Here is a 13768-nt window from a genome sequence, read left to right as displayed (position 1 = left end):
CCGCCCTTCCACCTCACTCGGCGGGACCTTCGACAACGAGATTCACAGGCGTCAGGCACCGTTGCCTCAAAGATCGCCCGACGAAGTCCTAGTTGACCGCGGGGCCGGAATCATTGAGCCAGGCCCATTCCGACCAGGTGGTGAACCCGGTCTGCCACCTGTGATAAACGCCGGCGTGGCTGGTGCCGAACACTTCGATGCGACCGTCGGCATTGTTGCTCGTACCGATCTCGGTGCCACCGCCACCGAAGGTCTCCCACGGTGAGTACGACGCGTTGGGGCCGGTCTGCCAGGCGTGGCTCGCGGTGTCGGCGTTGATCGCGAACAGCTCGACCCGGCCGTCGACCGAACGCGAGGTGGTCAGCTCGGCGTTGGAGATGCCGCCGGTGCCCGCCCATTCCGACCACGAGGTCGGGCTGGTCTGCCAGCGGTGGAACACACCATTGGCGTTGGAGGCGAACACCTCGAGCCTGCCGTCCTGGTTGTAGCTGGCGGTGACGTCGTGTCCGCCGCCGCCGAAGTCCTCCCAGGTGGACCAACTGCCGTTGACGCCGGTCTGGTACAGGTGTTGGAACGTCGAGTCCGACAGTGCGAACACTTCGAGTCGCCCATCGGATGCGTTCTCGATGGCCAGTCGCGCATTGGCCGGACCACCGCCCGTGCCTTCCCAGTTGGCCCAACCGCCGCTCGGTGCCGTCTGCCACCGGTGGAACACGCCGTTGGCATTGGAAGCGAACACCTCGATACGGCCGTCAGCGTTGTTGCCCGCTGCCAGTCGGTGCCCGCCGGTGCCGAAGTTCGCCCAGGCGGACCATCCCGCATTGGGCGCGGTCTGCCACATGTGGTCGAACGTGCTGTCCGACAGCGCGAACAACTCCAACCGGCCGTCCGCGTTGGACGCCACCGCCAGCCGCGCGTCGCGCGGACCACCCTCGAACCGCCACTGCGACCAACTGCCGTTCACCGCGGTCTGCCACGAGTGATACACGCCGTCGGCACCAGCGGCAAAAGCCTCCAGCCGCCCGTCCGCGGACCGCCCGGAGACCACCCGGCCGGAGGCGTACGGGTGCTTGGGGCCGCCGCTCATACCGGACCACAGCGCGTTGGCGATGAGCACCGCGTCGTCAGCCTCGTTCGCGTAAAGGCCGCGCAGGTCCTCTCTCGGTCGCTGCACGTGCCAGCACACCTCGCCGATCGCCTCGTTGTTCCACGAGCCGCCCGGATACAGCTGTTCCATCGCGTCGAGGAAGGCGTTGGTGGCGTGGGCCGGGTTCAGACGCTCTTCCCGGGTACCCCACCAGTCCTGCTGCTGGAACAGTCCGAGGCTGGTGTAATCGACGGCCTGGGAGTAGTTGTTCATGCTGCTCTCCACGATGATCGTGGCGATGGCGATCGCCGCGGCTCTCGGGTTGAGCCCCCGGTCCTTCACCGCCTGCGTGACCATCCGCGCGCAGGACACCTTATAGGCGTTCACATAGCCGGCCATCTTCGCGTGCAGCTGCGGGTTGAGCTGGTCGGCCATGATGCCGTCGGTGGCTGAGGGTCCGGCCGGATCACAAGGCTCGGTCGGAATGGCCAATCCCTGCGGGCCACTGAAATACCTGGAGACGCCGGCCCGGTCCTTTCCCGGGCCCGGAACAGGCCCGGGTCGGGCGATGGCGACCGAGGCCGTCATCCCGGTGACCAACGCCCAGATACCGACCACGGCGGCCCATCTGGTGAACACGCGGTATAAGCCATTTCTTGCCATCGTGTGCCTTTCCCTCGTGAAGTAGTGCGCGGAATTCAGCTGGTTCCCGGCCTGTGGAAGCCCGGGCCCAGTGGGACCAGGGGGCGAAGCCGGTCAGCCATGGGTGGAGGACGCCGGTGCTGCCGGCCGCCGCGGTCGGACGAGTCGGCGACTCCCCTCCCGTCGCCGGCGGCCGACAGTAGAGGGCACGGATGAAATGCCGATGGAATCGGCCCGCCCGTCGGTCGGGCCCCACGGGTTTCATCGGGATGTCATCGGCCGCTGCCACTGTCGTCCGGTGACCTCGGCCGACCGCGTACCGCATCGGAAAGCGGACGCCTGGGCCGACTACATGGGGAGGATCGAATGCGAGCAAAAGGGTTCGCGGCCGCGGCAGCCACGCTTCTGCTGACAGCCGGGCTTTCAGTGGCACAGGGATCCACGGCGCAAGCGGCGGCTCCGTGCGAGGGGACCTACACGATCGTCGTCGGTGGCACGGGCAGCTCGTGGAACAACGACGGCTTCTACGGCAACATCCAGCAGCACGTCGGCTATCCCACCCAGATTCCCAACGGTGCGAGCGCCCGGGCAGGCGTCAATGAGCTGAACCGGCTGGTCCGCGACCAACGGGCCGCGTGTCCGGGCCAGCACGTCAAGATGGGCGGCTATTCCCTGGGCGCCGCGGTGGTGCACATCTGGGTCACCGAGAACTGGCAGACGTTCGACAACGTCAACGCCGTTCTCATCGCGGACCCCAAGCGCCAGGGCCCTCCCGGCGCCAACGGCGGAGCCGTGCCGTTCGGCGGTTTCGTCGGCGCTCCGCTCGCCGGCGCTGACAGGTTCTTCGGCAACGTTCCGGTGAAGACGATCTGCCACTGGGACTACGTCTGCGACGAGTCCGCCGGCATCTGGACCTACCCGAACAACCACGTCAGGAACTACCCCGAAGACTTCAACATGGATCACCACAACGACAGCGCAAGCGAGCAGTGGTACAACGGCGCCTGGTATCCCTGGTAATCACGGGAAACCCGCCGGCTGGTTGCGCGGCCGAGCCCTTCGCCATCTGCCATCGGCCAAGAAGAACCGGCTGCTGGCAGATGGTGACGCGCCCGCGCCGCTCGGGGAGACGTACGAGCACGTCATCGGTGATTCGTCGTGCCGTGACGCCGTGCCCGCCCCCACCCGGCCAAGGGGGTGAGGCCGAGGCCCGCCTCGTCACCACGCAGGATCATCTGGTGCGTCCGCCGCAGGATCCGGCTCGGAGGAACCCCGAGGTCGTCGGCCAGACGGCGGCGGGTGCGGTCGAACACGGTCAATGCGTCGGCCTGTCGTCCGTTCCGGTACAACGCCCGCATCAGCATCGCGGCCAACGGCTCGTTCAGGGGGTGCGCCGCGGACAGGGCGAACAGCTCGGCGATTGCTTCCGAGTCCTGGCCCAGCCGCAGCTGCCACTCCACCTTCCGCCGCACGACGGCGATCCTGCGCTCGGTGAGCCGCAGCCGCTCCAGTTCGGCGAGCGGCCCGGGTAATCCGGCCAGCAGCTCCCCGCGGAACAGCTCCAGTGCCTGGGCACACAGGCGTACCACCTCGGTCGGTTCGCCCGCTCGATCGGCCGCCTCGCTGTCGGTGACCAGTTGTTCCATACGTGCCACGTCCACGTCGACCGCGCCGGAGACCAGCCGGTAACCACGCCGGCCGTGCTCGATGACCGAGTCCGGACTGTCCCCGATGCGCAGGGACTTGCGCAGTCGGTAGATGTATACCGGCACGACGTTCGCGACCGGCGGCTCCATCCCCCATACGTCCTCGAGCAGTTCCTGCCGGCTGAGGGTCCGCCCCGCGCACAGCGCCAGCGCCGCCAGCACGGCTTGCTGGCGGAGATGCCCCAGGTTCAGGGGCCGCCCGTCCTGCCACGCCTGCAGCGGTCCGAGGACGGAGATCCGTACCTTCGGTCCCGCCGCTCGGCCGGCGGCGGTCCGCAGCACCCGGCTCACCGACTGCGTGCGGGGGCCACGTCCGGGGACGACCAGGCCACAGTCGAAGGCGTGGACGATGGCGGCGGCCCGATCGCGCAGGCCGAGCTTCACGAGGATCCGCGCGAGGTGTTCGGCCACGGCGTCCTCGGGGATGGCGAGGGCGGCGGCGATCTCGTCGTCGCGCAGGCCGCAGCCGACCGCGGAGAGCACCTTGCGCTCCTGATGCCTGAGCACGGGGGCAGTTGGACGGTCGGTGGTGGCGGTCGTCGGCATCGCTGCTCCCCGGGCTCCGGACTGGTCGGTCTGACGGGCGCCGTCGAAAAGGTAGTGGGGGAGCGTCGGGCAGGGCATCCGGAACGATCCGGAGTGACAGGCGCGACCGCGACTCGTCTCTACGGCCGCTACGACACCCTGCGAGGACCTGTCGGTCGATCAGGCGCGGGGTGCCGGTGGAAGCGGCCGACCGGCGCGTACGTACGTCCCGGGGCTCGGGGTATCGAGGGGGATCCACGAGATCCCGTGAGCCGGGCCGGCTGACGGGGGAGTTGCGAGACCCGCGGTCAGCCAGGCCGGCGCACCCGACGCCCCTGCTCAGACCTCCGGGAACTCCGGGTCGATCCCGAGGGCGGGGGCGATGGTTCCCCAGATCGTCGACCGGGCCGTGGCCAGGTCGACCCTGGGGTCGTCCAGCATCACGCGAATGCCGAGCCCGTCGCAGAGCGCCGGCACCAAGGTGCTGAGCGCGGTGACGTCGCACTGCTCTCTCGGCCCTCGTCCCGCCCGAGCGGTACGGCGTACTGCTCGGCATGCCGCCGGCGCTGCGCACCACCGAGCTGCTGGCCGAGGTGGCCCGCCTCTACGGCGAGGAGGCGCACCGGCCGCTCGCCACGTACGTCCGCATGTGGGGCACCGACCCGTGGACCCAGGGGTACGTCACCCACTGGGCCCCCGGCGACGTCATGGCCGTGGGACCTCGCCACGGCACCCACGAACCGCCGTTCTACGTCAGTGGATCCGACCAGTGGGTGGCGGGCTACATGGAAGGCGCCGTACGCAGCGGCCGTGCGGCGGCGAAGGAGGCACTGACCCGTGGCTGACACGCTGGCGAACCACATCGGGGGCACGGACCGCCCCTCCGCCTCCGGCGAGACGATGGAACTGGTGGACCCCGCCACCGGCGAGGTCCACGGCCACGCCCCACGCTCCGGGCGGGCCGACACCTACGCGGCCTGCGCGGCGGCGGCAGCGGAGTTCCCGCACTGGTCGGCGACCACCCCGGCCACCCGCCAGCGCGCCCTGCTCGGCATCGCCGACGCCCTCGAGGCACACGCGGACGTCCTGGTCGAGGCCGAGTGCCGGGACACGGGCAAACCGGCTGAGCGCTTCCGGAGGACGAACTCCCGGCGATCGTCGACACGATCCGCTTCTTCGCCGGAGCGGCGCGCACCCTGCCGTCGGCGGAGGTTGCGTCAGGCCAGGTGGGTCTTCCCCGGGGTGGAGGGGGTGACCAGGCCCGTTTCGTAGGCGGCGATCACCGCCTGGGCGCGGTCGCGCAGGCGGAGCTTGGCGAGGATGCGGGCGACGTGCGTCTTGACCGTGGCCTCGCTGACGTGGAAGCGGCCGGCCAGTTCGGCGTTGCTGAGGCCGCGGGCAAGAGCTTCGAGGACCTCCAGCTCGCGCGGGGTGAGCGCGGACAGGTCCCGGTGGAGGGGCGCGGTGCGGTCGTCGGCGGAGGCGAAGCGTTCGACCAGGCGGCGGGTGATGGCAGGGGCCAGCAGCGCGTCGCCCGCGCGGACCAGGCGGACCGTGGCAGCCAGGTGCTCGGGAGTGACGTCCTTCAGCAGGAAACCGCTCGCCCCGGCGCTGAGGGCGGCGTACACGTACCGGTCGAGGTCATAAGTCGTGAGGATGACGATCCGGGGCGCCGGTCCGTCGCCTTGGAGGATGCGGCGCGTGGCCTCCAGGCCGTCGGTGCCGGGCATCCGGATGTCCATCAGGACCACGTCGGGCCGGGTACGTCGGACCACCGCGACCGCCTCGTCGCCGTCGGGGGCATCGCCCACCACGTCGATGCCGTCAGCGGCGAGGATCATGCGGAAGCCGGTACGGACCAGGGCCTGGTCGTCGACGATCACCACGCGGGGTGCCTCGGTCACGGTACCTCCACCGGGATGACGGCGCGGACGCGAAAGCCCCCGCCGGGGCGGCTGCCCGCGTGCAGGCTACCGCCGTAGACCGCGAGCCGTTCGCGCAGGCCCACCAAGCCGCGACCGCCACCGGTGCCCGGGCGCCCGGGGCGTCCGCCGCTGTCGGTCACGTCCACCCGTAGCTCACCGGGCGCATGCTCCACCAGGACCGACACCTTCGCGTCCGCGGCGTGCTTGACCGTGTTGGTAAGCGCCTCCTGAACCACCCGGTACGCCGCCAGGCCCACGCCCGGAGGGAGGCCGGCCGGGGTGCAGCGCACCGACAGTTCCACCGGCACACCGGTGGCCCGTACACGCTCGACCAGCTCAGGCAGCCGGTCCAGACCGGGCTGCGGCGCGAGGTCCGCCGCGGCGGCTGGCTCGGGGCCGTCGGCGGCCATGGTGAGCAGGCCCATCACATGGCGCAGTTCCGACATCGCGGACCGTCCGGCGGCCTCCACTGCCAGCAGTGCTTCCTTCGCCTGGTCGGGCGCGGTGTCCAGCACCTTGCGCGCGGCTCCGGCCTGAATGGTCATCATGCTCACGTTGTGGGTGACCACGTCGTGCAGCTCCCGGGCGATCCGTGACCGCTCCTGGTCCACGGCGCGCCGCAGCGCCGTCCGTTGTTCCTCCTGGAGCGTCCGGGCCCGCTGCCGCCAGACGTGGATGCCGTGCGCTGTGAGGCCGACCGGCAGCAGGACGAGTACCGGGACCAGTCCCTTGTCCACGTCGGGGACCAGGGGGAAGGCCGCGTACAGTGCGACTCCAGCGAGAACGGACCCCGCGCCGGCCTTGCGGTGCGGGGCGTACACGACCGTGCTGTACGCCGCGATCAGGCCCGAGGCGAAGGTGTACTTGGTGGCGTCCGCGGCGACCGCCCCCTGGTGCAGCAGCAGCGTCGCGCCCATCACGGCCCAGTAGGTGGCGAGCGGGTATCGGCGGCGTACCAGCAGCGGCAGGGCAGTCAGTACGGCGGCCGCGAATTCCCAGGGCTGCACCGGGGGCAGTACGTGCTCGACGGCCGACACCGGATGCGGCAGGGGCGGCAGCGACGGGATCCGTTCGGGGGGCGGTACGGGGGCGTCGGGCATTCGCAACGTCACGTACGACCGGTTGAGGTCGCCAATGACCGTGCTCACCGCCAGCACCAGGGCGATCGCCGCGTCGAGTGCCCAGGACCGGTACGACAGCCGCGGCGGCGCCCCGACTGGACGCAGCTCGCGGGCCCAGCGCATGAAGGCGGCTCTTCTGCTCATCGGACCAGTGTGCCAACCGTACGGAGCCCGCGGATCAGCCGCGAGGACCGGCACCCTCCACTCCTGGCGTACCTCGCGCGGATGACGGCGCGGGCCGTCGTCCCGGCACGGTACCGAAGGTCCGTACGGCGGCCGACGCGGCTGCGAGGAGTCGGCTCCTAGCGTCAGGACGGCGCCCGGACACCGGGATACGCGGCGCCCGACGACGGACGAACCTTGGAGGACCCATGACCGACAACCCCCTCATCGACGTGCGCGAGGTGAGCAAGACGTACGACGCAGGCCCGGCCGTGCTGGCCGGGCTCACCCTGCAGGTACGAGCGGGTGAGGCACTGGCCGTGCTCGGCCCATCCGGCAGCGGCAAGTCGACACTGCTCAATCTGATCGCCGGCCTGGATCGGCCGAGCGCCGGCAGCGTGACCGTCGACGGGGTGCGGGTGGACGGGCTGACCGAGACCGCATCGGCTAAGTACCGGCGCTCCCAGGTCGGGATGGTCTTCCAGTTCTTCAACCTCCTCGACGACCTCACCGTTTTGGACAACGTGCTGCTGCCGGCCCAGCTCTCCGGCATGCCCCGGGCGGAGGCCGCGGCCCGGGCGGCCGAACTCCTGGCGTACCTCGGGATCGACCGGCACACCCGGGCCTTTCCCGGCCGGCTGTCCGGCGGTGAGCGGCAGCGAGTGGCGGTGGCGCGGGCGCTGATGAACCGTCCGCGGCTGCTGCTCGCCGACGAGCCGACCGGAGCCCTGGACAGCGCGTCCGGCTCGGACGTACGCGACCTGCTGCGGGAGCTGAACGCGGACGGGCAGACGGTCGTGCTGGTCACGCACGACCTGGCGCTGGCCGAGTCGTGCGCGACCCGGACCATCGAACTCGTCGACGGCCGCATCGCGCGCGATGCCCGGGCAGTGGCGCGATGAGGCGGACAGGCGCCCTGGGGCGGGTGGTGCGTGCCGGGGTGGGGCGGCGGCGCGCGCAAACCGCGGTGATGGTGCTCACCACCCTCATCTCGGTGGCCGCGGCGGTGCTCGCCGTCGGGCTGTTGGTCGCCTCGCAGGCGCCCTTCGACCGGGCCTTCGCCCGGCAGCAGGGGGCGCATCTGACGGTGCAGTTCGACGGCACCGCGGTGACCGGGCGGGAAGTGGCGGCCACCGCCCGGGCGTCCGGGGTGGCGGCCGCGGCGGGCCCGTTCGACGTCGCCTCCGTGCGGTTGCGCACCGCTGGCGAGGTGCCGCCCGGCTTCCAGCCGCCGCCGCTGATTGTGGCCGGGCGGTCCACGGCCGGGGGCGAGGTGGACCGGGTCGCGCTCGTCGACGGCCGCTGGGCCACCGCGCTCGGTGAGATCGTGCTGGAGAGGGGCGCGGGGCTGCCGGGGGTGCGGCCCGGGGCACGCCTGACGGCCGCCAACGGGACCGGACTGACGGTGGTCGGCATCGCCGAGTCGGTGGGTGAGAGCGCCGACGCCTGGGTCGTCGCCGAGCAACTGGGCGGCCTCGCCGGGGAGCGGACGGGCTACCAGATGCTGTACCGGCTCAACGACCCAGGCACCGCTGCCGCCGTCACGGCCGCCGGAGAGGGCATCGCCGCGACGCTCCCGCCGCACGCGGTCACCGGCACCCAGTCCTACCTCGACGTACGCCAGACCGCCCAGGAGAACACGGCGGCCTATATCCCCTTCGTGTCCGCCTTCGCGGTGCTGGGTCTGGCCATGTCGGTGCTGGTGATCGGAATCGTCGTGAGCGGTGCGGTGGGCGCCGCGACCCGGCGGATCGGCATCCTGAAGTCCCTGGGATTCACGCCGCTCCAGGTGGGCCGGGCCTACGTGGCCCAGGCGCTGATCCCGGCGGCGGTGGGCGCCGTACTCGGCGTGGCGCTGGGCAACGCGCTGGCCGTGCCGCTCATGGCGGAGGTGGCTCAGTCGTACGGCACCGAGGCGGTGCTGATCCCCGTATGGGTGGACCTTGTGGTGCCGGCCGGTGCCCTGGTGGCGGTGGCGGCCACCGCGCTGGTGCCCGCATGGCGGGCGGCGCGGCTTCCTACCGCGCACGTGATCGGCATGGGCCGGACGGCTTCCGGGGGCGGGCGGGTGCGCCGGCTGGGGCACCTGCTCGGCCGCCTGCCGCTACCACGTCCGGTCAGCCTCGGACTGGCGGGCCCGTTCGCCCGCCCGGCCCGCTCGGCGACGATGGCCGCGGCCGTCACCTTGGGCGCGCTCGCGGTGACCTTCGCGGTGGGCCTGGGCTCCACACTGACGGCCGTCACGAGGGACGGGGACCCGGACCGGGGCGGCGATGTGACGGTACGCACGCTGGGCGGTCCCGGAGAGGGCCCGGCGCCCGCCCCGAACCCGGAGCCTGCCGACCCGGCGGCGGTGGCCGCCGCGATCGGTGCCCTGCCGGACACCGCCTCCTGGTACCGGACCGACAGGGTCCAGGTGTCGGTGGCGGGACTGAAGGGCGGTGTGCCGCTGGTGGCGTACCAGGGCGAGGCGCCCGACGCCGACCACACCATGGTGAGCGGCCGTTGGTTCGCCGCCCCGGGTGAGGGCGTCGCCGCAACACGCTTCCTCCGGGCAACCGGTGTCCGCGTGGGCGGCACCGTGGTCCTGTCGGAGCAGGGGCGCACCGTCCGGCTGCGGATCGTCGGGGAGGTGTTCGACCTCGGCAACCAGGGGATGGCGCTGCGCACCGACCTGGCGTCGGTTGCCGCTCTGGAGAGCCGGTACCTGCCGGGCGACTTCACCGTCCGGCTGGCCCCCGGCACGGACACGGGGCGCTACGTCGACGCCCTGAACGCCGCGCTGAAGCCGATCGGCGCCCATGCGGAGGCCGCAGGGCCCGGCAAGTCGAGCGTGATCCGAGCGATGCGGGCCCTGATGGCCATGCTCACGCTCATGCTGGTGGCCGTGGCCTGCCTGGGGGTGCTCAGCACCGTGGTGCTGGACACCCGGGACCGCGTGCGCGACCTCGGCGTGTTCAAGGCACTGGGGATGACGCCCCGGCAGACGGTCGCCCAGGTCCTCACCTCGGTCGGCGCCATCGGCCTGGCCGCAGGCGCCGTCGGGGTGCCGCTCGGGGTGGCCCTGCACGGCCGCGTGATGCCGGCGATGGGCCGCGCCGTCGGCACCACGATCCCGCAGGCGGACGTCGATGTGTACGATCCCGTGCTCCTGGGGGCACTGGCGCTGGCCGGCCTGCTGATCGCGGTGGCGGGTGCACTGCTGCCGGCGGGATGGGCCGCGCGGACACGGACGGCGCGGGCACTGCGGGCGGAGTGAGCCGGGCTCGGGTACCGGTGCGCGGCACGGGGCAGGGCTCGAAGGCGCCGCTGTCGTGGGAAGGATTCACGGTCTCCGCGGTCACGGGCCGACAGCGGATCCCTCCGCATGGACTCAGGCCGTGACTGGTCCGGGACGTGCGACTGGACGACTCTGTTGATCAACCACAGCCGTCGTTCGAGGACCTTCCGTGTGCGCGACGGGTGGGGTGTTCGGAGAGGGCAACGCCCGCTCCGAACACCCCAATTCACTCCTTAGAAGAAGCCGAGCTTCTTGGAGGAGTAGCTACAGAGGATGTTCTTCGTCTGCTGGTAGTGGTCCAGCATCATCTTGTGGGTCTCGCGGCCGATCCCCGACTGCTTGTATCCGCCGAACGCCGCGTGCGCCGGATACGCGTGGTAGCAGTTCGTCCAGACCCGGCCCGCCTGGATCGCTCGCCCCGCCCGGTAGGCGGTGTTGGTGTCCCGGGTCCACACGCCCGCGCCGAGGCCGTACAGCGTGTCGTTCGCCGTGCTGATGGCGTCGTCGAAGTCGGCGAAGGACGTCACCGCCACCACGGGGCCGAAGATCTCCTCCTGGAAGATCCGCATCCGGTTGTCGCCCTCGAAGATGGTCGGCTGGACGTAGTAGCCGCCGGCCAGTTCGCCGTCGTGCTCGATCCGCAGGCCGCCCGTGAGGATCTTCGCGCCTTCTTGGAGGCCGATGTCCAGATACGAAAGGACCTTCTGCAGCTGGTCGTTGGACACCTGCGCTCCGATCATCGTGTCCGTGTCCAGCGGATGGCCCGGCAGGATCTTCTCGGTACGGGCGATCGCCGCCTCCAGGAACTCGCTGTAGTGGCCGCTCTGGATCAGCGCCCGCGACGGGCAGGTGCACACCTCGCCCTGGTTGAGAGCGAACATGGTGAACCCTTCGAGGGCCTTGTCTCGGAAGCCGTCGTCCGCCGCCCAGACGTCGTCGAAGAAGATGTTCGGCGACTTGCCGCCCAGCTCCAACGTGACCGGCTTGAGGTTCTCCGAGGCGTACTGCATGATCAGCCGCCCCGTCGTCGTCTCGCCGGTGAACGCGATCTTGGCGACGCGCGGGCTGGAGGCCAGCGGCTTGCCCGCCTCCGTGCCGAAGCCGTTGACGATGTTCACCACGCCGGGCGGCAGCAGGTCGGCGATCAGGCTCATCCAGAAGTGGACCGAGGCCGGGGTCTGTTCGGCGGGCTTCAGCACGACGGCGTTGCCGGCGGCCAGCGCGGGAGCCAGCTTCCAGGTCGCCATCAGGATCGGGAAGTTCCACGGGATGATCTGCGCGACCACCCCGAGCGGCTCGTGGAAGTGGTACGCGACGGTGTCCTCGTCGATCTCACTGAGGGAGCCCTCCTGGCCCCGCAGCGCGCCCGCGAAGTACCGGAAGTGGTCGATGGCGAGCGGGATGTCGGCCGCCAGCGTCTCGCGGACCGGCTTGCCGTTCTCCCAGCTCTCGGCGACCGCCAGCTCCTCGAGATGCGACTCCATCCGGTCGGCGATCCTCAGCAGGACGTGCGCGCGCTCGGCGGGAGCCGTACGGGCCCAGGCGGGCGCCGCGACGTGGGCCGCGTCCAGGGCCCGCTCGACGTCCTCCGCCGTGCCCCGCGCGATCTCGGTGAACGGACGGCCGTCCACCGGGCTCGGGTTCTCGAAGTAACGGCCCCGGGCCGGGGCGACGTACTCCCCGCCGATCCAGTGGTCGTAGCGGGGAAGGTACGACATGATCGCGTCGTCGGTACCCGGCGCTGCGTAGCGGGTCATCGTGCACGGCCTCCCTCGGACGGCGGCCGACCTCCCTCGGCCGGCGCTCACCGCGAGGCTAGGAAGCGGGACGTTGCAACCCCGTTGCGCCGAAGGACAGTTCCGCGTCCAGCGCGCGGAGCCGGGCCACCACCGGCGACCGGGCGCTCGCCGGCACCGCCGCCGCCAGCGCCCTCCACACGACCAGGTCGTCCTCGCCCCACGGGCTGTACGCCCAGTCGGCGAGCAGGCCCGGGTCCCCCCGGTCGACCAGCGCGGCCCGCAGCTGACCCGCCAGCCGCTCGCGCAGCCGCACCACGGCCGGTGCCGAGGAGCCGGGCAGCAGCGGGCCCGCGTAGCAGCCGAGCGCGGCGGACAGCGCACCCGAGGCGAGCCGGCGGGCGACCGTGTCGAAGTCCGCGTCCAGGGCCCCCGCCAGCCGGTACGGCCGCGAACGCAGCAGATCCGCGCCGAGGACCGCGCGCAGCCGGGACAGCTCGGCCCGCAACGTCACCGGCGTGACCGACTCGTCCTCGTACAGCAGCGTCAGCAGCTCCTCTCCGACCACGCCTTCCGGGCGTCGGGCCAGGACGGCCACGATCTCGCTGTGGCGGCGGCTCAGCCGGATCCTGCGCCCGCCGGCGACCAGCAGCGCCTCGTCCCGGCCGAGGGCCGTCAGCCGCATCCGGTCGTCGGGCGGCGCCGGGGCCAGCAGGGCCAGCTGGGACTCGGCCGCGCGCGCCACCGCCTGCACGAACGCCAGGCTGTGCGGATGCGCGAGCCGGTCCCCGCCCGTGATGTCGACGGCGCCGAGGAGCCGCCCGCTGTGCGGATCGTGCACCGGCGCCGCGGCGCACGTCCACGCCTGTACCGGCCGCCGGAAGTGCTCGGCGGAGAAGACCTGAACCGGCCGGTCCAGGGCGATGGCGGTGCCCGGCGCGTTCGTCCCCGCGACCGACTCGGTCCAGCGGGCACCGGCGACGAAGTTCATCGGCCCCGCCCGGCGCAGGGTCGCCGCGTGCCCCTCCACCCACAGCAGCCGCCCCGACGCGTCGCACACGGCCACCAGATGTTCCCCGTCGGTCGCGTACGCGCCCATCAGCTCCCTGATCACCGGCATCGCGGGAGCCAGCGGATGCCCTTCGCGGTACGCGGCGAGGTCGTCGTCGGCGAGCTCCACGCAGGCGGCGCCGTCCGGGCTCACCCGGGCCCTGGCCGAGCGCCGCCACGACTCGGCCACCAGAGCCCGAACGGGCGGCCTCGGCAGGTCCCCGCCCGAGGTGAACGCGTCGTGAGCCCGCCGCAACGCCCCGGCGTCCGGACCCTCGGCCGCCCATGCGTCGATCCCCAACTCGGCCTCCCGGTAAGGGTTCAGGTCCCGTGGGGCTCATCGTGGTACCGACGCGGGCCGCCGACAACCGGGCGCGCGACCACCCTGTCCGGTCTTCGCTCCCGGGCCTCCCGTACAGTGGGCCCGGGCCGTGACTGGCGCGTGAGGTGGAGTACCACCGGGGAGCGGCCCGACGGACTCGACCGGACCCCGTCACTGCCGTGCGCCTGGGCGATCAGCATCGATGCTCAGGA

Annotated in this window: 12 protein-coding genes and 1 riboswitch; of the genes, 5 read left to right on the top strand and 7 right to left on the bottom strand. The window is 71.8% G+C overall.

The window, feature by feature from the left end:
* Positions 1–88 precede the first annotated feature (88 nt).
* Positions 89–1750, bottom strand: coding sequence for a PLL family lectin (locus ACZ7J0_RS27660; protein WP_470891781.1), 1662 nt, complete (start codon positions 1748–1750; stop codon positions 89–91).
* A gap of 345 nt (positions 1751–2095) precedes the next feature.
* Here ACZ7J0_RS27660 and ACZ7J0_RS27655 point away from each other — a divergent pair, with 345 nt between their 5' ends.
* Complete coding sequence (locus ACZ7J0_RS27655; protein ID WP_470891779.1) at positions 2096–2749, top strand: cutinase family protein; 654 nt, start codon at positions 2096–2098, stop codon at positions 2747–2749.
* A gap of 122 nt (positions 2750–2871) precedes the next feature.
* Here the strand turns inward: ACZ7J0_RS27655 and ACZ7J0_RS27650 are convergent, their stop codons facing one another.
* Both ACZ7J0_RS27650 and ACZ7J0_RS27645 read right to left on the bottom strand, forming a co-directional pair.
* The gene (locus ACZ7J0_RS27650) at positions 2872–3981 is read right to left on the bottom strand and encodes an AfsR/SARP family transcriptional regulator (protein WP_470891777.1); all 1110 of its coding nucleotides are present in this window, start codon (positions 3979–3981) and stop codon (positions 2872–2874) included.
* Positions 3982–4299: 318 nt separating this feature from the next.
* A complete protein-coding gene (locus ACZ7J0_RS27645) occupies positions 4300–4440 on the bottom strand; it encodes a hypothetical protein (protein ID WP_470891775.1) in 141 nt (46 codons plus the stop codon).
* Between the two features lie 74 nt (positions 4441–4514).
* Between ACZ7J0_RS27645 and ACZ7J0_RS27640 the strand changes: the two genes are divergently transcribed.
* Complete coding sequence (locus ACZ7J0_RS27640) at positions 4515–4805, top strand: FAD-dependent oxidoreductase (protein ID WP_470891773.1); 291 nt, start codon at positions 4515–4517, stop codon at positions 4803–4805.
* The gene (locus ACZ7J0_RS27635; protein ID WP_470891771.1) at positions 4798–5232 is read left to right on the top strand and encodes an aldehyde dehydrogenase family protein; all 435 of its coding nucleotides are present in this window, start codon (positions 4798–4800) and stop codon (positions 5230–5232) included. Before ACZ7J0_RS27640 ends, ACZ7J0_RS27635 begins: the two co-directional genes overlap by 8 nt.
* Here the strand turns inward: ACZ7J0_RS27635 and ACZ7J0_RS27630 are convergent.
* Both ACZ7J0_RS27630 and ACZ7J0_RS27625 read right to left on the bottom strand, forming a co-directional pair.
* Complete coding sequence (locus tag ACZ7J0_RS27630; protein WP_470891769.1) at positions 5178–5864, bottom strand: response regulator; 687 nt, start codon at positions 5862–5864, stop codon at positions 5178–5180. The genes ACZ7J0_RS27635 and ACZ7J0_RS27630 overlap by 55 nt on opposite strands.
* The gene (locus ACZ7J0_RS27625) at positions 5861–7150 is read right to left on the bottom strand and encodes a sensor histidine kinase (RefSeq protein ID WP_470891767.1); all 1290 of its coding nucleotides are present in this window, start codon (positions 7148–7150) and stop codon (positions 5861–5863) included. The genes ACZ7J0_RS27630 and ACZ7J0_RS27625 overlap by 4 nt, the downstream gene beginning before the upstream one ends.
* A 227-nt stretch (positions 7151–7377) precedes the next feature.
* Here ACZ7J0_RS27625 and ACZ7J0_RS27620 point away from each other — a divergent pair, with 227 nt between their 5' ends.
* A complete protein-coding gene (locus ACZ7J0_RS27620) occupies positions 7378–8070 on the top strand; it encodes an ABC transporter ATP-binding protein (RefSeq protein WP_470891765.1) in 693 nt (230 codons plus the stop codon).
* Positions 8071–8138: 68 nt separating this feature from the next.
* Complete coding sequence (locus ACZ7J0_RS27615) at positions 8139–10427, top strand: ABC transporter permease (protein WP_470891763.1); 2289 nt, start codon at positions 8139–8141, stop codon at positions 10425–10427.
* Positions 10428–10681: 254 nt separating this feature from the next.
* Here the strand turns inward: ACZ7J0_RS27615 and exaC are convergent, their stop codons facing one another.
* Together exaC and ACZ7J0_RS27605 are read right to left on the bottom strand one after the other, a co-directional pair.
* A complete protein-coding gene (exaC, locus tag ACZ7J0_RS27610; RefSeq protein WP_470891761.1) occupies positions 10682–12205 on the bottom strand; it encodes an acetaldehyde dehydrogenase ExaC in 1524 nt (507 codons plus the stop codon).
* A gap of 58 nt (positions 12206–12263) precedes the next feature.
* Positions 12264–13535: a GAF domain-containing protein gene (locus ACZ7J0_RS27605; RefSeq protein ID WP_470891759.1), complete on the bottom strand. Its 1272-nt coding sequence runs from the start codon at positions 13533–13535 to the stop codon at positions 12264–12266.
* A 120-nt stretch (positions 13536–13655) separates the two neighbouring features.
* Positions 13656–13754: riboswitch (ZMP/ZTP riboswitch) on the top strand.
* The last annotated feature ends 14 nt before the right edge of the window (positions 13755–13768 follow it).

This window comes from Streptomyces sp. NPDC038280, from assembly GCF_055600045.1.
The sequence above is the reverse complement of the archived record's forward strand: the minus strand, read 5'-3'. Positions and strand labels throughout refer to the sequence as shown.

Excerpts from the sequence above, each read along its gene's own strand:
- ACZ7J0_RS27660 (WP_470891781.1), bottom strand. The coding sequence starts at position 1,750 with ATGGCAAGAAATGGCTTATACCGCGTGTTCACCAGATGGGCCGCCGTG.
- ACZ7J0_RS27655 (WP_470891779.1), top strand. The coding sequence starts at position 2,096 with ATGCGAGCAAAAGGGTTCGCGGCCGCGGCAGCCACGCTTCTGCTGACA.
- ACZ7J0_RS27650 (WP_470891777.1), bottom strand. The coding sequence starts at position 3,981 with ATGCCGACGACCGCCACCACCGACCGTCCAACTGCCCCCGTGCTCAGG.
- ACZ7J0_RS27640 (WP_470891773.1), top strand. The coding sequence starts at position 4,515 with ATGCCGCCGGCGCTGCGCACCACCGAGCTGCTGGCCGAGGTGGCCCGC.
- ACZ7J0_RS27625 (WP_470891767.1), bottom strand. The coding sequence starts at position 7,150 with ATGAGCAGAAGAGCCGCCTTCATGCGCTGGGCCCGCGAGCTGCGTCCA.
- ACZ7J0_RS27620 (WP_470891765.1), top strand. The coding sequence starts at position 7,378 with ATGACCGACAACCCCCTCATCGACGTGCGCGAGGTGAGCAAGACGTAC.
- ACZ7J0_RS27615 (WP_470891763.1), top strand. The coding sequence starts at position 8,139 with ATGGTGCTCACCACCCTCATCTCGGTGGCCGCGGCGGTGCTCGCCGTC.
- exaC (WP_470891761.1), bottom strand. The coding sequence starts at position 12,205 with ATGACCCGCTACGCAGCGCCGGGTACCGACGACGCGATCATGTCGTAC.